The organism is Flavobacterium jejuense, assembly GCF_006491595.2.
In the GTDB taxonomy this organism is placed as follows: domain Bacteria; phylum Bacteroidota; class Bacteroidia; order Flavobacteriales; family Flavobacteriaceae; genus Flavobacterium; species Flavobacterium jejuense.
This window is the reverse complement of the sequence record NZ_VEVQ02000015.1, coordinates 1-20046: the sequence shown is the minus strand read 5'-3', so window position 1 is coordinate 20046 and position 20046 is coordinate 1. Positions and strand designations below refer to the sequence as shown.

Genomic DNA, 20046 nt, shown 5'->3' with positions numbered 1-20046 from the left:
GTCTATTTACTTAGACAGTTTTTTTGTTTATTCAAAATACCAAATCAAAAAAGAAAAACGCTTTACAAACAAGTTTGTATTCCTCTATTTTGCAATACTTAAAAATCTTAATACAAAAATTATTATTTAAGAAAAGAACTTCTTAATTTTTATAAAAGCAAAAACAAACAAAACAAACCATAAAAAATCCTTTTGTAAATTATTTACCCATTATTAAGTATAAATTCGTATTAATATGTATTGCAAGGATGAAAAGAATAGTTTAGATTTGAAAGATAAAAACAATAGGAGCTGAATAAATCTATACAAAATAAGGAAGCTATGCTCAACTAAATTGCAAAAAACTGTGGCAAATTATGTGTATAATTCATTGCTGTTTGAGCCTACTTACGAAATATTAGCGGATTTTCTATCTGTGCTTATTTGCTAACTTTTGTGCTTAAACACGCAACGAAATCATACACTTTACTGTTATAGACAATTTAAACAGACAATGAAAAGATACATTTCAATAATAGTTATAATTCTAACTCTTTGTGTTTCTTGTAAAAACAAAACCAACTCAAACAGCACAAAGAACTCGTTGGAAAAAAGACTTGAATTCTATATTGACGAGTGTAATAAAAATGGACTTTCAGCAAGCATTTTAGTTGCCAAAGATGGAGATATACTTTACTCTGGTGGAGTTGGACTAAGAAACAAAACTGAGAAATTTCCTGTAACGGAAGAAACCATTTTCACAACGGGTTCATTAACAAAACAGTTTACAGCAACCGCTATTCTAAAATTACAAGAAGAAAATAAATTATCGGTAAACGATTCTATTTATAAATTTTTTGAAGGCGTACCTAAGGACAAGCAAAATATTACTATTCATCAATTACTGACACACACAGCAGGAATAGTTGGAAATCTGGGTTATGGAGTGGATTTCGTTCCCATCTCAAAAAAGAAGTTTTTAAGTGAATTTTACAATTCACCATTAGATTTTGAACTAGGGAAACAGTATAATTATTCCAATGTGGGTTACAGTATTTTGGCTATGATAATTGAAAAAGTTACGCAAACAGATTACGAAACCTATTTGCAGGAAAATCTTTTTCAAAAAGCAGGTATGAAACATACCGGTTATCTTTTCCCTAAATGGAATACGACCCAAATTGCTCACGGTTATAAATGTGGAGAAGATTGGGGAACTCACCTCATAAAATGGAAAGCAGATTCAAATAACATATCATGGCATTTAAAAGGAAATGGAGGAATACTTTCTAATCCTTTTGATTTGTATAAATGGTACATTGCTTTAAAAGAAAACAAAATTATTTCCAAAAAATCATTTGAACAACTCACTTCTCCATACGTAAAAGAAAATGAATTAGGAGATTCACATTATGCATATGGATGGACAATAATGAATAGTGATAGAAATACGAAAATTATTGCACACAATGGCTCAAATGGTGTTTTTTATGCCGATTTCCTACAATTACCAGAAGAAAACACTGTAATCATATATATGACAAATGAATTAAGATACGATACTCAAATTGTAGCATGGGAAATAGAGCAATTACTTTTTAAGAAAGACTACACACCCATTGTACCCAAAATGAAAAGTATAAAACATGGTAGTACCGATATTGCAAATAAACAACTTGATATCATACATCAGTTTGTAAAATTAATTTTGACGGATGATGAGCACATTGATGATTTCGTCAACGAACATGTCGCTAGTAAAGAAAGAGAACAAAGATTCAAAATGTGGATTAAGGACATGAAAAAAGAGTTTTTGGGATATCAATTGAAACATATTTTAGAGTATGGGGATATGAGCTACGATATTGTTTTGGAATCGGAAGATGGAAAAGTTGTCGATTTAGTTCCATGTTTTGACTTTCAATTTAATGAAAGTAATCAAATTGTTGCTTTTGGATGGTAAATCAAAAACTGCCCATAACAATATATAAAAATAATAGCCGCTTCAGTAGTAAATTCAAGGGTTATTGCTATTGCAACCTGACAGGAATAAAGCCCGAAATCGGCTACTATTCTTATACAAACACATTGAAGCCAATTAAAAAAAACTGATGATCACATTAAATCTATCCCAAAACGAATTTAAAATTAACAATGTTTTATTAAGTTTTCCCATTGAAGTTGAAATCTTAAAAAAGACATTAAAAGCTGCAGAAAGAGTTAATAAAAAAAAATATAATACAATTTACACTTGGGATGAATTAGGAATTTTAGCTTACTCAAAAAATGGTGAATTGATAGAAAGTCTATCTCTAGAATTAAAAAATGGGGATTTTGATTTTAGTTCTAAGCAGATTTTTAAGGGACAATTTTATTTCGATAATGAAGAAGTTATAAACTATTATGAAACAAATAAGGACAAGAGAATTAAGCTTTTTAACGGTGACTCATCTGGAGCTTTAGTTCTAAATAATATTAGTGTTTGGTTCGACTCTAATGAAAACAGCATTGAAGCAATTGAAATAACTGCTTTTAAAGGCTCTTCAATTAAAGAAGTACCTAAAGATAAGTACATTATTAAGGAGTTAAATGAAGAACAGATTGAATTTTCAGATTTTGGTTTTAAATTATCCATAATTCAAGAACTTATGTATAATAAGGAATTGATTACACCTAAGTTTGACTTATTTGAATTTGTCATTTGGTATCCTAAAAGAGATATTGACCTTGAGAAAGAAGGTTATGACCCAATAGAAGAGGTGACTCAATATTTTAAAAATTTACCCATTCCCAAAAGTTTAGCTAGCGAAGTAACAGAAATATATCAAGATGGAGGAAATGATATTTATATGCAACTTTTGCGATTTGGTGAAGGTTGGGAAGATTATTGGGACATTGAAACAGTAAAAGATGTAAAACAATTTCCTAACTTGAAAAAGGCAACATTATGCTATGCTAAAGAAAATGTACTTGATGAATTGAATAACATGGGAATAAAATCAGAATGGTTATAAAGAACTGGCTACAAAAACATGCGAACATTATTGGACATTTTTTTAGAATCTGCATGGAAAAGACAATAATCATAATTTTAGGAATAACACTTTTTTTGTTTACATCTTGTGGGCAAAGTCAAATTAAAACACCAATTAAAGCGATGGAGAATTTTGAAAAATTTAAAAACAAAGAAAAGTTTTTGAAAGACATGAAAATCCTTTACCCTGGAATTGGAGACAAAAAGTTAAAATCAATTTTAACTGAAAAGATTAATTTGGTTGCCGAAGATTTTGAAAAAGTTGCCCGAAATGGAAACGCTACCAACAAAGATTATCAAGATGTAATAGAGAAAGGTTTGGTGAGGTTTGGTAGTATTTATTTAGAAACCGACATAGAAGATAGAGAAAGAATTTGTAGTTACTTTGAAGAGTTAATGGATATTGTTGGACTTGAAAATTCAGATGGACAATTGAATAATTTTATGTACGGATTTGACCCAACAGAAAAATAAAAACGCCCTACATAACAGCAGTTATTCAAAATAATTTTATATTTACTATCGTTAGTTTTGGAATTCCATCATTGAGGGTCAGTAGCAATCTTAAAATGACACTCTAAACATTATACAGCCTTTCTAATAAAAAAAATGCACGACCTATTATTAAACCTCATAATTCAAAAAGTTGTATTTACTGAAAAGGATAAAGACTTATGTAGAAAGTATTTTGAGCCTGTGTTATTTCCTAAAAATCGAATTATTGAACATGAAGACAAAGTTCCAAAATATTTATACTTTGTTGTATCGGGTTTTATGCGACTGTTTTATTATAATAATTTAGGTGAAGAAGTAACAACACATATCAACTGCCCTCCAGGATTTTTGACTTCGTATCAAAATTTCATCAACCAAACAATATCAAATGAAAATGTAGAGTGTATTACTGAGTGTGAACTTTTGAGAATTAGAAGAAACGACTTAGAGTTTCTCACTCTAAATAGTTCAGCATTTAAAGATTTCAGTATTTGGGTTTTTCAAGAATCATTAACATATAACGAAAATCGTTCAAAAGAATTAGCAACCTTGTCGGCAGAACAACGATACCTAAACCTAATGAATAACTATCCAGAAATTCTACACAATGTACCACTTCAATATATTGCTTCTTTTTTAGGAATGAACTCTAAAAGTTTGAGTAGAATTAGAAAGCAAATAATTAAGTAACATTTGCGAAGTGCATTTGAAAAATTATAGATGAATTTTGTGCCATCAATTAAAAATATTAAATATGACACAGAAAAATTTAGCTTTGGTTACAGGTGCGAACGGACATCTTGGTAATAACTTGGTAAGATTGCTTATCAATAAAGGAATTCCAGTAAGGGCTTCGGTTCGAAACATCAAAAACAAAGAACCTTTTGTTGGTTTAAATTGTGAAGTGGTAGAATCGGATATTAGCAACAAACAATCTTTGGTAAATGCATTACAAGGCGTAGAAACATTTTATGCCGTAGGTGCAGTTTTTAAGCTTTGGGCAAAAGACCCCAAAAAAGAAATTTATGATGTGAATATAGAAGGTACAAAAAATATGGTGGAAGCTGCCGTAGAAGCAGGTGTAAAACGAATTATTTATGTAAGTTCTATTGCAGCTTTAAATTATTCAACACTTCCAACCAAAGAAAGTTACGGACAAAATCCTGATCGTAGGGATATGTATTACAATTCAAAAAATGATGGAGAAAAATTAGCTTTTGAATTGGCAAAAAAACACAACATTGAGTTGGTAGCCGTTTTACGGCAATACAGCTTTCACACCATTAAGTGTATCGTACAACATCATTAATCTAATCTTAAAAAAAGAAATACCTGTTGAAACTAAAATTACTTTAAATTGGATTGATGTAAAAGACGTTGCTAAAGGTTGTTATTTAGCTGCAATAAAAGGGAAAAATGGAGAGCGTTATATTTTAGCCAATGAAAAATGTACATCGATAAAAGCGACAACACAAATAGCACAAGAACTTTTTCCTGACTTAAAAATAAAATTACCTATAGTTGTGCCTAAACCAATCTTATTTATCATTGCTTGGTTTATGGAAATTGGAAGTAAAATAAGTGGCAAAGCTTCTTTGTTAAGTACAAAAGATATTGCTATGTTTTCAGGCCTTCAACAAGATTTCGACATCACAAAAGCGAGAACAGAATTAGGTTTCAATCCAAAAAGTTCAAAACAAGCAGTAACAGAAGCAATGAAATATTTGAAAGCAATGAAAAAAAAGTAAGGTGATGCAAAAAGGAGCAACCGTTAACAAAAAGGACATCGTTTGTAACAATTGTTAGGCTTGTTTTGTGTTCTAAATTTTCTCCAAAATTCCACAAGGAGTTTTGTACTTATAATCTTTTATTATAAATTTACGCAACCGCTACAAATGGTAAAATGTTGTAACCAATTTTAAATGAAAACTATTGAAAAAAGTATTAATAATATTAACATTTATTTCTATAATAGTTCTTTTGTTTTGGTTCGGAATAGAAGTAATTAGAACAATAAATAGTTTAGACGAAATTGGAAAACCTTTATTTGAAAAAAAAATAATTAAATTTCAGAATAAGAAAACTGAAATTTATCTGAAAAGCAAAAACTGGGGATTAACTGGAGATCATAAAATTTCAGTAATTTCTACAAATCCAGACAAAGAATTTCAACCAGATTCTATCTCTGAATATATTTTTAAAGGTTTTGAGGAAATTATTTATAGTGTAGAAAAAGACACATTGAAAATATTTGCAAGACATTTACCAACAATTCCTAAAAAATTTGATTCTGAAATTCAGATTAAAGTAATGAAAGTCGAAAATAATATTGAATGGAATAAAATTAAAGAAAAAACAAAAAAGAGTTACGAAACATTTGAATAAAACTAATTGTTAGGTTCTTGCTTATTTCCAAAAATCCTTGCAGTCTATTTGCTAAATTAGATGCTTAAAATACACAAATACCATATCTTATAAAAGACTGTTAGTAGGAATTGTACCTAAAAACTGAAAAATTATTAACGCAATGCAATAAAATACTAATGAAAAAAATAAACTTAACCAATTGGAAAAGAAAAGAACACTTTGATTTTTTTTCTAAAATGGCAAGCCCAACTTTAGGAATAGTTACAGAAGTCGATTGTGACGAATGCTTTAGGAATTCCAAAGAAAATAAAAAGTCATTTTTTGCAAATTATTTACATAAATCCATGATTGCCGTTAATTCTGTCAATGAGCTAAAATATAGAATAGTAGATAATGAAATAATAGAATTTGAAGAAATTCATGCAGGAATAACTATTGGAAGAGAAGATGAAACATTCGGATTTGGCTTTGTAAATTATTCTTCAGATTTTGAAACTTTTAATGCAGAATTAGAAAAAGAAATTATAGCAGTAAAAAATTGTTCTGGGTTAAGACTTAATAACGATAATATTAAAAAAAATTTAATAAGACATTCAACAATTCCTTGGAATTCATTTAGTGGATTATTACATCCAACAAATTTTGATCAAAAAGAATCAGTACCAAAAATAACTTTTGGAAAATTTATAATTCGAGAAGGTAAAAGAATGCTGCCAATTTCTATAGAAGCACATCATGGATTAGTTGATGGTTTTCATATAGCAAAATATTTAAATGAATTCCAAAACCAACTTAATACAAAATAAAAACTTCCATTAAAAAAATGAGGGAAATTACATTAGCAATACTAACTTATTTCTTAAAAAACAACCCTCTAAAACGAATAAAAAGTCAGAAACAAAAGTTCTCGAAAACTTTATTGATATTTTAAATCAATTAAAAGAAAAAGATTTAAGTTCAGAACAACAAGAAGGGAACACTAAAGAAAACCCTAGTAAATTTTCTATTCGGTTTGTACTTGTGAGCTTTTGTTATAAATTTACGCAACAACTACAAGCAGCAACACATTACCAGTTACCAAAGAAAGAAATGAGTAAATAAATGAGAAAACAATACCACATTCTAAATGGTGATTCTTTAAAGGAGCAATTTCCTGAAAACATTCAAGGTGAAATTTTAGTAGCTAGAGAATGTTTAGTAGACGGAAATGTGAATGGTAATAGTTTGATTGACTTTTTTAAAGTAAGAGCCGAATTTATCAGCAACAACTATGATGGATTTAAGGAACAAGACTATTTCGAAAAGACAGTTCCTGAATTCCAGAAAATCCAAAACATTCCTGACAATGTAGATATTAATTTATGGTTTGAGGATGACTTGTTCTGTCAAGTGAACTTTTGGTTTGTAATCAACCTATTAATTAAATCAAATAAGAATAATAAACTATTTCTTATTAGACCCAAATCACATAGCCAATATGGTTTTGGTGGGCTATTAAAATCAGAACTAATTTCTATTTTTGAGAACAGATTAGAGTTAACAGAACTCGACAAATTGTCATTACTTTGGAATTTTTATCAAATCAATGACACTGAAAAATTGATTGAAACGTCAAGACAATTGAAAAACTTATACCCATTCATTTTTACTGCTGTTAATGCTCATTTCGAACGAATACCAACAAATGGGAGTATGGGAAGACCGAGTCAATCACTAGTTCAAATAATGGAAGAACTTAATACCTCTGAATTCGGACCTATATTTAAAGAGTTTTGCAAAAGAGAGTATATATATGGATTTGGAGATTTACAAGTGAAAAGATTACTTGATGAAATAAATAACAACTGCTAATCGCCCTTCCTAAGTAAAGCACTGCTACAGCAAGCATCTTGTTCGTGGACACAAACACGGAAGAAAAAGACAAACACAGATAAAAAAGATACACACGAAAAAATCCTAAAAGAGACATTCAATTATAAAAACACAACAACAAAAGGAGGTATAAAGCCTCCTTTTATAGTTTTAAAGATTGTTTTTTAAGCACAAATAAGGGAAGCACACACAAAATGAACCACTTCTTTGGTTAGCGTAAAAGAAAAAGTTTACATTTGAAAATTAAAACCAAAACACCAGCGTTTAATTCTTGTTTTTTAGAAGCACAACAACAAACCTTCGACAGAAAAGTAGTCCCGCTATCCGTTCTATCTTTTCTTTTTTTTAAGAAAAAAGAAAAGGATGCCACTACTATCGGGGCTATAAAATACGGTATTAATTTTTAGACAATTTATTCGAAAAATTTAGAAGAAATAAATATAGAAACTCAATTGAGTAGGATATAACTTCAAGGAGATTGTAAATTTAAAATGAATAGCATAGAGTTATGGATAAAAATACAGAAGAAAGACTAAAACTTCATACTGCAGGAGCAACAGTAATTACTACTTCACCATTTGATGATTTAGTTTCACATGTCAATTCAAAAGAATTAGAACAAGAATTTGTAAAAAAATGGGTGATTCCTTTTTATATGACTATAGACCGTTATCACGAACTTTCCTGGGTAGACAAAATTAAAGAAATTAAACCTCAAATTACTCCAGAAATTACGTTGCAGTTACTAGGAGATTTTAACTGGAGAACACGATTAGTTGGTGCTTATTTTTCTGCTGTGAAAGGTTTTGAAGAGCAAGTTGATAGTATTGGAACACATTTTTTAAAAAGCGAAGTGTGTTGTGTTGGCCATATTTATGCACTTGTTTTAGCATTTTTCAATAGTGAGAAAGCGATTCAATATTTAGAAGATTATTTAAATTACTACTTACAAAAACCAGGATTATATTTTGATCAAGAAAGTGCTCTGCAGGCTTTATTTTATTTGGATACAGTTAACAAAACTAGTAAAGCAAAAAAACATTTTTTAGATTGGGAAAAACTTAAGATTGCTAGACTAGGGTTTTCAAAAACACAAATGGATATTTCAACCAATGAGAATAATGCAAAAAGCGAATTAGTAGAAGATTATTTAAAGCAATTGTCAAAAAACAGTGTCGATTTGAACATTGATATTTCTTTTTTTGAAGAGAAAATAAAAATAGTAAACGAACTGAATCAATATTAAGCGCAATTTAACTTCACTACATTTAAGTAATTATGAAACATTTACTTGCAATACTTATTTTCACTCAACTCATGAGTTGTAAGCATTCAAAACCGTCAATTATTGATGAGGTCAATAAACAAGCAAATAGTAATGAAAAAAATAGTGAGAAAGCATTGATTCTTTCAAATGAAGTACAAATAGTGTTTCCAAATTGGATAAAAACAATAAAGAATACAAAAAATAAAGTATGGAGTCGTTATGGAAATAATCACGAAATAAACTCTCTTAATCAACTAAATGATTCTTTAAGTTATGCTATTTTTTCAATTACTGATGGAGTTTGCTTGATGAGTGAACTTGAAACGTATTGGAATAAAAGAAAAGTGGATTCTTTAGAAATAGGAAAGAGTTGCGATCACGACTTATCTCTTCCCACACATTCCTGGAAAGAATATAAGTTTATAACGACTACTAAGATTAAAATTTCAGAATTTACTGAATTTGTGCCTGATTCCTTAATAACTGAAGAAGGTCATGTCAAAGAAGGTTACGATTTTATTAAATCAGAAACAAAAACTGATACTATCTTTAAAACGTATAGGATTAGTAATGAAGGTAATATTATAGAAATGAATTAAATACAATTATAGAGACAGTATTATTTGGTTTATTCTACTACAATAAAAACATTTTTTTATTATAAACACAGTTTTGATTTTGTACTTGTAAACTTTTATTATAAATTTATGCAACCATCACAAACCTGAAAATCTTAATAAAAATAGCATGGCAATAAATTACTCATTTGGTCTTCCTCTAAAATATAACTTTGCAGAATTCATTTATTATACGGGATTATTACTACCACAAGAAATAGATAAAATACTCAGTTTTTGGGAAGAAGATAAAACGATAAAAGCCACCATCTCAGGAGAGGATAAATATAATGACGAATTGCGAAAAAGTTCAGTCATGTTTATTGATAATACACCCGAAAATGATTGGATTTACAATAAATTGGCAGGTTTAGCTATTGCTTCTAACAATGAAAGATATTGGTTTGATTTGTTAGGCTTTCATCAAGAATTACAACTAACAAGGTATTCAGAAGGCGATTTTTTTGACTGGCATTTAGATTTTGGTGCGGGAGAAATTTCAGCTCGAAAACTAAGTATGACCATTCAATTATCTGATGAAGATAGTTATGAAGGAGGCGATTTACAGTTTATGATTAATAATAGAATTGAAAATGCTCCAAGAAAAAAAGGAACCATTATCATTTTCCCTTCTTTCATCATGCATCGGGTTACACCTATTACTAAAGGCACACGACAATCTATAGTGGGTTGGGTTTCTGGACCACCTTATCGATAGCAGTAAAGCTTTGACTAATGAGTTGAGATTATCATCTTTCAATAAATGACTACTAGTACTACAGTAATTTTATAGAAAGAGTTTACAACTTATCTTAATTAATTCTTAAACCATTTTTATTTCCATTAAGTTACAAGTAAATTTGTATATACAAATGAAAATAAGATAATGGAAAATACACTTAAAGTTCAAATATGGTCAGATGTCATGTGTCCATTTTGTTATATAGGAAAAAGAAGAATAGAAGGAGCATTAGCGAAATTTAATCACAAAGACAGCGTCGAAATAGAATGGAAAAGTTTCCAGTTAGATGCGAACTTTAAAGCTTCACCAGATGATAATATCATAGATCACTTATCAGCAAAATATGGTAAAGATAAAGCTTGGGCACAAGAAATGACAGATAATATGACCCAAAATGCTAAAAATTCAGGATTGGATTTTCACTTTGAAAAAGCCATTTTAGCTAATTCACACAATGCACATCGTTTATTACATTTAGCAAAGAAATACAAGTTAGGTAATGAACTAAAAGAACAATTGCTAAAAGCTTATTTGACAGATGGTAAAGATGTTAATGATTTAGATACTTTAAGTCTATTAGGACAGCAAGTAGGTTTAGAAAAAAAAATTACTGAAGAAGTTCTTCATTCTGATGCTTATTCTGATGAAGTGAAAAAAGACATAGCTATGGCACAGCAAATAGGAGTACAGGGTGTTCCATTTTTTGTGTTTGATAACAAATATGCCATTTCAGGAGCGCAACCAGAAGAAGCATTCTTACAAACTTTAGAAACAACTTGGAAAGAAGGTAGTTTTGATTCTAAAGTAACTTTAGTTAATACAATAGAAGGAGATAATTGCGGAATTAAAGGTTGTAATTAAATTTTAAAAACAAATAATTTTAGTTGGTTAATTTTAATTCAGAAAAAATCCAAATTCCACTATTTAAAAGGAATTTGGATTTTTTTATAATAATCGATTTGAATTTAGAATAATTCTTATTCTTCCTCTTTTTGTCCCATCATCATTAAATAGGCTTTTAAGAATTTGTCAATATCACCATTCATAACCGCATCCACATCACTAGTTTCTGCACCTGTACGAACATCTTTAACCAATTTATAAGGTTGCATTACATAGTTACGAATTTGAGAACCCCATTCAATCTTCATTTTACCTGCTTCGATATCGGCTCTTTGTGCTAATTGCTTTTTTAATTCAATTTCATACAACTGAGATTTCAACATTTGCATTGCGCGTTGACGGTTATCATGTTGAGAGCGGGTTTCCGAACATTGAATTTGAATACCTGTAGGTTTATGAACCAATTGTACTTTGGTTTCCACTTTATTCACATTTTGACCACCTGCACCACTAGAACGAGCCGTTGTAATCTCAATGTCAGCAGGATTAATTTCGATTTCAATCGTATCATCCACCAAAGGATAGACATAAACGGATGCAAAAGAGGTATGACGTTTCGCATTACTGTCAAAAGGAGAAATACGCACCAAACGATGGACACCATTTTCACCTTTTAGATAACCAAAGGCAAAATCTCCTTCAAATTCTAATGTTACGGTTTTAATTCCAGCAACATCTCCTTCTTGAAAGTTCAATTCTTTGATTTTGTACCCTTGTTTTTCACCCCACATTAAATACATTCGCATTAACATAGAAGCCCAGTCACAACTTTCTGTTCCACCAGCACCTGCCGTAATTTGTAAGACCGCACTCATGCTATCTCCTTCATCAGAAAGCATATTTCTAAACTCTATATCTTCAATATGAGCAATGGTTTTGACATACAATTCATCAGCTTCTTCTTCTGAAATATCTCCATCTTTTAGGAAATCTAACATAATTTGAAGCTCTTCGGCCATTTCAAGTCCTTTATTGTAATCTTCTACCCATTTCTTTTTGGAACGGATATCACGAACAATAATTTGGGCTTCTCTAGCATTATCCCAAAATCCAGGAGCAAACGTTTTTTCTTCTTCGTTTGTTATTTCGATAGTTTTTCTATCGATGTCAAAGATACCTCCTTAACGCACCAAGGCGATCAATAATATCTTTTACTTGTTCTGTATTAAGCATAAATATTGTAGTTTTACAGCACAAAAATAGAACATTCCTTTTGATTTTATGGAAATAAATTTAATTAGTGATACCGTAACCAAACCAACACCTGCAATGTTAGACGCAATGTTTAAAGCAGAAGTAGGTGATGATGTGTTTAAACAAGATCCAACTGTCAATGAACTAGAGCGTTACACTGCCGAATTGTTTGGTAAAGAAGCGGCTTTGTTTTTTCCAAGTGGTACAATGGCAAACCAAACGGCAATAAAATTACACACACAACCAGCTGACGAAGTAATTTGCGATAAATGGGCACATATTTTTTTATACGAAGGTGGTGGAGTAGCTGCTAATAGCGGTGTTTCTTGTCATCTAGTAGATGGAGATAGAGGTAAAATTACTGCGGAGCAAGTACGAAAAGTAATCAATGATCCCGAATTCTATCATGCACCAACAACTCGTTTAGTAAGTTTAGAAAATACTACTAATAAAGGAGGAGGAGCTTGTTATGAATTAGATGAATTACATAAGATAAAACAAGTTTGTGTCGAACACAATTTAAAATACCATTTAGATGGTGCTCGATTATGGAATGCATTAGTAGCTAAAAACCAACAACCTAAAGATTTTGGAAACCTTTTTGATACCATTTCAGTTTGTTTATCAAAAGGACTCGGAGCACCAGTAGGTTCTATTTTAGTGGGAAGTGCTGCTGATATTAAGAAGGCTCTTCGCATTCGTAAATTGTTTGGAGGAAATATGCGTCAAGCGGGTTATTTGGCTGCAGCCGGATTATATGCTTTAAAAAATAACATAGAGCGCTTGGCACAAGATCATCAAAAAGCAAAGGAACTAGGTCAAGTACTTGCAAAAAAATCTTGGATTAAGGAAGTTGCTCTTGTAGAAACCAATATTGTCATTTTTACTTTACAAGCAGACATAGACGAAAAAGCTTTTATGGATAAATTAAAACAAAAAAGCATTTTAATAACTTCAATGGGACAAGGTAAATTAAGAATGGTGACACATATGGATTATAGAAGTGTGATGCACGATTATGTTTTAGATGTTTTAGGACGAATGGAGTTTTAATAAATGAGGTTTCAAAAAGAAACTTCTTACAAAACGCATTTAATCGGTAAAAATAATCACTTAATCGATGAATTTAACATTTTTGGTATGGTTATTTCATTTTTTTGATTTACTTTTATAATGAGTTTCAATCTAAATATTAATTTTAACCTACTAAATTATGCCTAGAATGATATACGATTACACGAAAAGTGTATTAGAAAAAGTAAGTTTTGACCTTGATCTTTTTATTAAAGAATTGAAAAAAGCGATTAAAAAATTATTACCATACGAAGTAGAACATTTACGTAATTGGTTAGTTTATTTTACTGCTCAAAATCCCCAATTAAAGCCTTGTTTAGAATTAGTTACAGAAGATGAATAATTTAATTTTTGTTTTAAGCTATTGATTTTTTCTACTTAATTTATAAATGCGTTATAATTAGGTTTTTAAACGAAGAACCATAACCGCTAAAGTTATGGTTCTTTGTTTTATGTATGTTAAGTTTAATTAAACTACTTTCTTAGGTCTTAATATATAATATAAACCTGCTATTATAAAAGGAATGCTCAACCATTGTCCTGTTGAAAGAGAAGAAAATATAGGGTAATTTTCAAAACCACCTTGACTTTCTTTTACATATTCTACAAAGAAACGAACCGTCCATAATAATAGTAAGAACGTTCCAAAAAGTAAACCTGCTTTATTTCTAGCCTCAGTTTTCCAATACATATAGAATAAAATTGCAAACACAATAACATAACCCAATGCTTCATACAATTGAGCAGGATAACGATACGGGATTTGCTCTAAAATATCTTTATATTGTGGGTCATGCGTTATAGCATTGAAAGCATCATTAGCATTGTTCATTTGTGTTTTGGCTACTATCGCTCTTTCTCCTAATGGACCATTGTATTCTTCTCCTCTAATGAATTTTATAGCCATAAAACTATCAGGTGATGTTGGTTTACCAATTATTTCCGAATTAAAGAAATTTCCTAATCGTACAAAAATAGCACCGCTGGCAACAGGGATTACAATTCGATCTAAAATCCAAAGAATTGGTTTATGAACTATTTTTCTACTGTAATAAAACATTACAATAATAATTGCAATCGCTGCACCATGACTAGCTAAGCCTGCAAAACCAGTAAAGTGAAGAGTGGGTTTTGTACTAATAGGTAAAAGAATACTCAATGGATCTTCATGAAATAATTCCGATTGATAAAAGATAACATGTCCTAGTCTTGCTCCTAATAAGGTAGCTAAAACTGTGTAAATAAAAAGTTTGTCTAGTTTTTCTATAGCAATTCCTTCTCGGTTGTAAATGTTTTTCATTATGTACCAACCTAATCCAAAAGCAACTACAAACATTAAACTGTAATAACGAACCATAAAAAATCCTAAATCTATTCCTTCTGACGGATTCCAAACCATATTTAATGCGTAATTCATAAGTGTATTGTCTTTTTTGATGGGTAAAAATAAATATTATTATTGGTTTAGTTGTTAAAATAAATTAAAGATTTCAATTAAAAACTTACAAAGAAACTTATAACCTACAACTTACAACTTTTCTTTATGGAACAGGATCATAACCGCTTTTCCCCCATGGGTGACAACTAAAAATACGTTTAACTGCTAACCAACCGCCTTTAAATAATCCGTGTTTTTGTAGTGCTTCAACAGTATAATGCGAACAAGTAGGCTCAAACCTACAAGTAGCTGGTGTATAAGGGGAAATAGCTACTTGGTAAAACCGAACTAGTATGATAAATGGGAAGATTAATATTTTTTTTAATCTATTGATTTTTAAAGGATTATTGTTGTTGTGCATATAACATATTATTATGTTGTAAAAGTACCATTTTATATTTTTTTAAGTCTAAATTTTATAATGAAAATAAAATTTAAACTATGATTAATATCAGTTTTTTTAACAATTGTTGACTATAAATTTGTCTTATAATTTTTAAAATAAAAATAAAATGAAAAAAATATTATTAGCAGGTATCGTATTATTAGGTTTGAATGTAAATGCTCAAGAAGAGAATAAAGGTTTAGAAGGAACTTGGTGGATTGCTGGTCAAGTAGCCTTTTCTTCAACAGATAATGGTGCAAGTGAAACTAAATCAAACACGATTGTTCCTATTGCAGGTTATTTTATTGCACCAACTACAACTGTAGGTTTGGGAATTGGTGTGATTAACTCAACTACAGATACAGGTTCAGTTACTGTTGCTGAGTCAAACACTTTTATTGTTCAGCCTTTAGTTAGAAAATACTGGGGATTAGGAGGTAAATTCTTCATGTATGGTCAAGCATCTCTACCAATGACATTTGGAAAAGACAAAATTACTGATGACAAAACTACTTCAATAGGTGTAGATATTGCTCCAGGTTTTGATTTTTTAGTTAACAGCTGGATGACAGTTGAAACTTCATTTTCATTATTAAACATTACTTCATCGACATTAAAACCAAGCTCTGGAGATAGCACAAACAGTTTTAATTTTAATGCAAATCCATTTGATTTAAATCCAGGAAGTAGAAGTATTGGTGGATTAAGAGTGGGAGTAAAATTCTTATTCTAATATTTTAGTTGATACTAGTTGAATATAAAGTAGAGTTATTCTGGTAAAATAGCTCTACTTTTTAATTAAAATAAGTACAGTTCTAACTAACAGTTGTGTTTATTTATAAGTTAAATATGAGAAAAACTATATCGAAAATCCAGTTCCCTCTTTACCATCTTTTAACTGAATACCAAGAGTTGCTAATTTATCTCGAATTTCATCTGATAAACCCCAATTTTTATTAGCTCTAGCCTCATTTCGCATCTCAATTAGCATGTTAACTACACCTTCTAATTTGTTAGTATTTGCTCCGTCATTAGATACCTCTAAATTAATTCCTAACACATCTGCTAAGAAAGTACGTAAAGTATCATTTAAAAGTTGTAAATCTTCTGCTGTTAATGTAGCTTTTTTATCGTTTATCAAATTAATAAAACGAACACCTTCAAACAACTGTGCAATTAATATAGGAGTATTAAAATCGTCATTCATAGCATTATAACAACTTTGTTTCCAAGCTGTAATGTCTAGTGTAGAAGTGTTACTGGCTATAAGATTTCCCCCTAATTTATAAGCTTCTAGTAATCGATTGTAGCCTTTTTCACTAGCTAGCATAGCATCATTAGAAATGTCTAAAACACTTCTGTAATGCGCTTGTAAAAAGCAAAAACGAATGATATTCGGTTCAAATTTCTTTTCAAAGAAAGTATTATTACCTTCCACTAAATCCATAGGTAAAACATAATTACCAGTTGATTTACTCATACGTAAGCCATTCATAGTAAGCATGTTGGTATGCATCCAAGTTTTAACTGGAGAGTGACCAAAACAACCTTTAGCTTGCGCTACTTCACATTCGTGATGAGGGAATTTTAAATCCATTCCACCACCATGAATATCAAATGTTTCTCCTAAATATTTAGTACTCATAGCTGTACATTCAAGATGCCAACCAGGAAAACCTTCCCCCCAAGGAGAATTCCATCGCATAATATGTGCTGGTGAAGCTTTTTTCCACAAAGCAAAATCCTGAGGATTTCTTTTTTCACTTTGACCGTCTAAATCTCTAGTATTTGAAAAATCATCATCATTATTACGGTTACTCAATTCACCATAATTGAGTCCTTTTTTATTATAAGCAGGAACATCAAAATACACCGAACCTTGACTCTCATAAGCAAAACCATCTTCTAGTAATTTTTGAGTCAGTTCAATTTGTTCTATAATATGACCTGTAGCCGTGGGTTCAATAGTTGGAGGAAGAAAATTAAAAGTATCCAAAACTTTATGAAAATCGACTGTATATTTCTGTACGATTTCCATAGGTTCCAGTTTCTCTAATCGAGATTGCTTTACGAAACGATCATTATCCACATCACCATCGTCTGTTAAATGTCCAGCATCAGTAATATTTCTTACATAGCGAACTTTGTAATCTAAATGAAGTAAGTATCTGAAAATAACATCAAAACTCATGAAAGTACGTACATTACCTAAGTGTACATTGCTGTAAACTGTTGGTCCGCAAACATACATTCCAATATTTCCTTCATGAATAGGTTTAAAAGTTTCTTTTTCGCCTGTTAATGTATTGTATATTTTTAAGTTTTGGCTTTTATATAATTCCATGTTATTTTAATTCCTTATTATATATCTTTTATTATTTGTAGCTAATCCTGCTATTCATTACAAGTTTTTGCAAATTACCCTTTTTTTGCAAATTATAAAAAGAGCTTCTAAAGTCGCTTTTTTACAATAACAAAAATAGGCTACTTTAACAAAAAGCTTTTTATTACTATCAGGGCTAGTTTGTAAGTATTCAGTTTTCATTTGATATTGTTTTTTATAACTGCCTTCATACTTCGAAATTGATTCAGCAATCAAAAAAACAGATATCTTTTCCCTAAAACTTCGTGTCTAATTTAATGTAATCTAAGAACTCTCTTCTTGTTTTGTCTTCTTTAAATTTTCCACCAAATTCTGCTGTAACAGTACTGCTTTCAATATCTCTTATACCTCTTGAATTCACACATAAATGTTTGGCATCAATCACACAAGCTACATCTTCAGTTCCTAGTACTTTTTGTAATTCTTGTACGATTTGTATATTTAAACGTTCCTGTACTTGAGGTCTTTTTGCAAAATAATCCACAATTCGGTTCATTTTAGAAAGTCCAACAACCGTTCCATTTGAAATATAAGCCACATGAGCTCTTCCTACGATAGGTAGTAAATGATGCTCACATGTTGAATAAACCACTATATTTTTTTCAACAAGCATTTCATTGTATTTGTACTTGTTTTCAAAAGTAGAAGAACTAGGTTTTTTTGTTGGATTTAATCCTCCAAAAATTTCTTTCACAAACATTTTTGCTACTCGGTTAGGAGTTCCTTTTAAACTGTCATCAGTTAAATCCATCCCTAAAGTAGTCAAGATATGTTCTACATCTTTCTTTATACTTTCAATTTTTTCATCATCAGACAAGTCAAAAGCGTCTTTTCTTAATGGGGTTTCAGCACTAGTAGCAATATGATTATTACCTATTTCTTCTTGAAATTCCTCGTTTTGAATCATTATTCTTGTAAATTATGTAATATATTTTTGAGAAGAGCAAAGATAAATTAAATATCATAAAAAAAGACTTTGAATGTTAATTATTAAAGAAAATATTAGCATAGAATTAATATTTTGTTAAATTTGTGACAACAACAATAAACCACACAATAAATTGCTATAACAATGAAGAAAATACTACACTTTTTTATAATAATTACACTTTTAACTTTTAATCAAATTTATTCTCAGTCTCCTACGTGTGATACAGCTTCTGGGATATGTTCTGGGCAAGGAGGTCCATATAATAATACAAATACCACAACTCCTGGAGGTAATGCAGCGGGTTATGGACAAGTTAACTGTTTATTCTCTACACCTTATCCTGCATGGTTTTATATGCAAGTAGGTACTTCAGGTTCTATGGATTTTACACTTATTCAAACTACTTCGGGTAATTCAGATGTTGATTTTGCATTATGGGGACCATTTAATAGTTTGAACAATGTATGTGATAATTTATCTGGCTTTTCTCCCGGCTATACTGGTCCTGTTAATCTTGTTGATTGTAGTTATTCTGGTTCTGCAACTGAAAATATAAATATTACAAATGGAGTACATGGTGAATATTATATATTATTGGTAACTAATTTTGGACAACAACCGGGTACTTATACTATAAATCAAACAGGAGGGACAGGATCGCTTTCCTGTGATATTGTTTGTGGAGTTGATTTAGGACCAGATGAATTATATTGTTCTACAACCATAAACAATACTACTTTAACAGCTACCTTTAATCAAGAACCTACTTTAGCAGGTACACCAACTTATGAATGGTACTTAGATGGTGTTCTACAAACTACTACTACTACAAATACTTTAAATGTTACTCAAAATGGAACTTGGGAAGTAAGGGTGGTTCGTCCAGGTTGTTCTGACTTAGCAATTGACCAAATTGAAGTAGCTTTTACTTCAGAACCAGTTTTAAATACTCCCGTGGATTTAATTGGCCCTAATAATGATTGCTCTCCTGTTTTTGATTTAACATCTGTTATTCCAGCTATGCTTAGCCCAGCGAGTCCAAGTGATTTTGATGTTTATTTCTACTTAAGTCTATTTGGTCCAGGAGGTTCGCTTGCAGGTAATTATGCTTCAGCAATTCCTAACCCCACTGCTTTTACTCCAAATCCAGTTGGTAATACCACCATTTATGTTAGGGTAGAGAATGATCTTAATCCTACTTGTGCAGAATTTACTGAATTTCAAGTAATTGTAAATTGTGGCATTGTGATCGTCCAACCTTCAGATTTATATGCGTGTGATGATATTAGTAATGATGGTTTTGAGATTTTTGATTTAACGAGTCAGAGTGCTACGGTATTAGGGACAAATAATCCTTCAAATTAC

The 20046-nt window shown here is 30.5% G+C and carries 21 protein-coding genes and 1 pseudogene; 17 read left to right on the top strand and 5 right to left on the bottom strand.

From position 1 onward, the window contains the following. Positions 1–493: 493 nt before the first annotated feature. The 13 genes from FIA58_RS17720 (at position 494) to FIA58_RS17665 (ending at position 11234) form a co-directional block, all read left to right on the top strand. Positions 494–1942, top strand: a complete 1449-nt coding sequence (locus FIA58_RS17720) for a serine hydrolase domain-containing protein (RefSeq protein WP_140964035.1) — start codon at positions 494–496, stop codon at positions 1940–1942. Positions 1943–2090: 148 nt separating this feature from the next. Continuing rightward, positions 2091–2993, top strand: a complete 903-nt coding sequence (locus FIA58_RS17715) for a DUF6892 domain-containing protein (RefSeq protein ID WP_140964034.1) — start codon at positions 2091–2093, stop codon at positions 2991–2993. 53 nt (positions 2994–3046) lie between these two features. Beyond that, a complete protein-coding gene (locus tag FIA58_RS17710; RefSeq protein ID WP_140964033.1) occupies positions 3047–3487 on the top strand; it encodes a DUF4844 domain-containing protein in 441 nt (146 codons plus the stop codon). 135 nt (positions 3488–3622) lie between these two features. Next, a complete protein-coding gene (locus FIA58_RS17705) occupies positions 3623–4198 on the top strand; it encodes a Crp/Fnr family transcriptional regulator (protein WP_140964032.1) in 576 nt (191 codons plus the stop codon). Positions 4199–4262: 64 nt separating this feature from the next. Then, the gene (locus FIA58_RS21520) at positions 4263–4817 is read left to right on the top strand and encodes an NmrA family NAD(P)-binding protein (RefSeq protein ID WP_243754698.1); all 555 of its coding nucleotides are present in this window, start codon (positions 4263–4265) and stop codon (positions 4815–4817) included. A gap of 214 nt (positions 4818–5031) precedes the next feature. Next, positions 5032–5256 carry a Rossmann-fold NAD(P)-binding domain-containing protein gene (locus tag FIA58_RS21515; protein ID WP_243754697.1) on the top strand — a complete coding sequence of 75 codons (225 nt, stop codon included), beginning with the start codon at positions 5032–5034 and terminating at the stop codon, positions 5254–5256. Between the two features lie 184 nt (positions 5257–5440). Next, a complete protein-coding gene (locus FIA58_RS17695; RefSeq protein WP_140964031.1) occupies positions 5441–5893 on the top strand; it encodes a hypothetical protein in 453 nt (150 codons plus the stop codon). A gap of 158 nt (positions 5894–6051) precedes the next feature. Further along, positions 6052–6681 (top strand): chloramphenicol acetyltransferase, encoded by a 630-nt coding sequence (locus tag FIA58_RS17690; protein WP_140964030.1) that lies wholly within the window; start codon positions 6052–6054, stop codon positions 6679–6681. A gap of 295 nt (positions 6682–6976) precedes the next feature. Continuing rightward, positions 6977–7726, top strand: a complete 750-nt coding sequence (locus FIA58_RS17685) for a DUF1835 domain-containing protein (RefSeq protein WP_140964029.1) — start codon at positions 6977–6979, stop codon at positions 7724–7726. Between the two features lie 529 nt (positions 7727–8255). Then, complete coding sequence (locus tag FIA58_RS17680) at positions 8256–8993, top strand: DUF6000 family protein (protein WP_140964028.1); 738 nt, start codon at positions 8256–8258, stop codon at positions 8991–8993. Between the two features lie 32 nt (positions 8994–9025). Continuing rightward, complete coding sequence (locus FIA58_RS17675) at positions 9026–9613, top strand: hypothetical protein (RefSeq protein ID WP_140964027.1); 588 nt, start codon at positions 9026–9028, stop codon at positions 9611–9613. A gap of 148 nt (positions 9614–9761) precedes the next feature. After that, positions 9762–10349 carry a 2OG-Fe(II) oxygenase gene (locus tag FIA58_RS17670; RefSeq protein ID WP_140964026.1) on the top strand — a complete coding sequence of 196 codons (588 nt, stop codon included), beginning with the start codon at positions 9762–9764 and terminating at the stop codon, positions 10347–10349. 168 nt (positions 10350–10517) lie between these two features. Further along, entirely contained in the window at positions 10518–11234 is a 717-nt protein-coding gene (locus tag FIA58_RS17665; RefSeq protein ID WP_140964025.1) for a DsbA family oxidoreductase, read from the top strand. A 116-nt stretch (positions 11235–11350) separates the two neighbouring features. On the opposite strand, the gene prfB is transcribed toward FIA58_RS17665, so the two are convergent. Then, positions 11351–12449 (bottom strand): peptide chain release factor 2 gene (gene prfB / locus FIA58_RS17660; RefSeq protein ID WP_140964024.1). Its coding sequence is split into 2 segments (ribosomal slippage): positions 11351–12385 and positions 12387–12449, totalling 1098 coding nucleotides; the frame shifts between segments, so codons are not numbered across the junction. A gap of 48 nt (positions 12450–12497) precedes the next feature. On the opposite strand from prfB, the gene FIA58_RS17655 reads away from it, so the two are divergent. Then, the gene (locus FIA58_RS17655) at positions 12498–13523 is read left to right on the top strand and encodes a threonine aldolase family protein (RefSeq protein WP_140964023.1); all 1026 of its coding nucleotides are present in this window, start codon (positions 12498–12500) and stop codon (positions 13521–13523) included. A 160-nt stretch (positions 13524–13683) separates the two neighbouring features. Next, positions 13684–13887 (top strand): hypothetical protein, encoded by a 204-nt coding sequence (locus tag FIA58_RS17650; protein ID WP_140964022.1) that lies wholly within the window; start codon positions 13684–13686, stop codon positions 13885–13887. Between the two features lie 126 nt (positions 13888–14013). Here the strand turns inward: FIA58_RS17650 and lgt are convergent, their stop codons facing one another. Beyond that, positions 14014–14961 carry a prolipoprotein diacylglyceryl transferase gene (gene lgt, locus FIA58_RS17645; RefSeq protein WP_140964021.1) on the bottom strand — a complete coding sequence of 316 codons (948 nt, stop codon included), beginning with the start codon at positions 14959–14961 and terminating at the stop codon, positions 14014–14016. A gap of 124 nt (positions 14962–15085) precedes the next feature. After that, positions 15086–15343 (bottom strand): membrane protein insertion efficiency factor YidD, encoded by a 258-nt coding sequence (yidD, locus tag FIA58_RS17640; RefSeq protein WP_140964020.1) that lies wholly within the window; start codon positions 15341–15343, stop codon positions 15086–15088. Between the two features lie 151 nt (positions 15344–15494). On the opposite strand from yidD, the gene FIA58_RS17635 reads away from it, so the two are divergent. Then, complete coding sequence (locus FIA58_RS17635) at positions 15495–16100, top strand: outer membrane beta-barrel protein (RefSeq protein WP_140964019.1); 606 nt, start codon at positions 15495–15497, stop codon at positions 16098–16100. Between the two features lie 126 nt (positions 16101–16226). Here the strand turns inward: FIA58_RS17635 and cysS are convergent, their stop codons facing one another. Further along, positions 16227–17711, bottom strand: a complete 1485-nt coding sequence (gene cysS, locus FIA58_RS17630; RefSeq protein ID WP_140964018.1) for a cysteine--tRNA ligase — start codon at positions 17709–17711, stop codon at positions 16227–16229. A 274-nt stretch (positions 17712–17985) separates the two neighbouring features. Continuing rightward, the gene (gene folE, locus FIA58_RS17625) at positions 17986–18657 is read right to left on the bottom strand and encodes a GTP cyclohydrolase I FolE (protein ID WP_140964017.1); all 672 of its coding nucleotides are present in this window, start codon (positions 18655–18657) and stop codon (positions 17986–17988) included. Positions 18658–18822: 165 nt separating this feature from the next. On the opposite strand from folE, the pseudogene FIA58_RS17620 reads away from it, so the two are divergent. Continuing rightward, a pseudogene (locus tag FIA58_RS17620) lies at positions 18823–20046 on the top strand (hypothetical protein); the annotation flags it as partial.

Excerpts from the sequence above, each read along its gene's own strand:
- FIA58_RS17715 (WP_140964034.1), top strand. The coding sequence starts at position 2,091 with ATGATCACATTAAATCTATCCCAAAACGAATTTAAAATTAACAATGTT.
- FIA58_RS17710 (WP_140964033.1), top strand. The coding sequence starts at position 3,047 with ATGGAAAAGACAATAATCATAATTTTAGGAATAACACTTTTTTTGTTT.
- yidD (WP_140964020.1), bottom strand. The coding sequence starts at position 15,343 with ATGCACAACAACAATAATCCTTTAAAAATCAATAGATTAAAAAAAATA.
- lgt (WP_140964021.1), bottom strand. The coding sequence starts at position 14,961 with ATGAATTACGCATTAAATATGGTTTGGAATCCGTCAGAAGGAATAGAT.
- FIA58_RS17650 (WP_140964022.1), top strand. The coding sequence starts at position 13,684 with ATGCCTAGAATGATATACGATTACACGAAAAGTGTATTAGAAAAAGTA.
- FIA58_RS17705 (WP_140964032.1), top strand. The coding sequence starts at position 3,623 with ATGCACGACCTATTATTAAACCTCATAATTCAAAAAGTTGTATTTACT.
- FIA58_RS17670 (WP_140964026.1), top strand. The coding sequence starts at position 9,762 with ATGGCAATAAATTACTCATTTGGTCTTCCTCTAAAATATAACTTTGCA.
- FIA58_RS17720 (WP_140964035.1), top strand. The coding sequence starts at position 494 with ATGAAAAGATACATTTCAATAATAGTTATAATTCTAACTCTTTGTGTT.
- FIA58_RS17685 (WP_140964029.1), top strand. The coding sequence starts at position 6,977 with ATGAGAAAACAATACCACATTCTAAATGGTGATTCTTTAAAGGAGCAA.
- FIA58_RS17690 (WP_140964030.1), top strand. The coding sequence starts at position 6,052 with ATGAAAAAAATAAACTTAACCAATTGGAAAAGAAAAGAACACTTTGAT.
- FIA58_RS17675 (WP_140964027.1), top strand. The coding sequence starts at position 9,026 with ATGAAACATTTACTTGCAATACTTATTTTCACTCAACTCATGAGTTGT.
- FIA58_RS17665 (WP_140964025.1), top strand. The coding sequence starts at position 10,518 with ATGGAAAATACACTTAAAGTTCAAATATGGTCAGATGTCATGTGTCCA.
- folE (WP_140964017.1), bottom strand. The coding sequence starts at position 18,657 with ATGATTCAAAACGAGGAATTTCAAGAAGAAATAGGTAATAATCATATT.
- cysS (WP_140964018.1), bottom strand. The coding sequence starts at position 17,711 with ATGGAATTATATAAAAGCCAAAACTTAAAAATATACAATACATTAACA.
- FIA58_RS21520 (WP_243754698.1), top strand. The coding sequence starts at position 4,263 with ATGACACAGAAAAATTTAGCTTTGGTTACAGGTGCGAACGGACATCTT.
- FIA58_RS17635 (WP_140964019.1), top strand. The coding sequence starts at position 15,495 with ATGAAAAAAATATTATTAGCAGGTATCGTATTATTAGGTTTGAATGTA.
- FIA58_RS17655 (WP_140964023.1), top strand. The coding sequence starts at position 12,498 with ATGGAAATAAATTTAATTAGTGATACCGTAACCAAACCAACACCTGCA.
- FIA58_RS17680 (WP_140964028.1), top strand. The coding sequence starts at position 8,256 with ATGGATAAAAATACAGAAGAAAGACTAAAACTTCATACTGCAGGAGCA.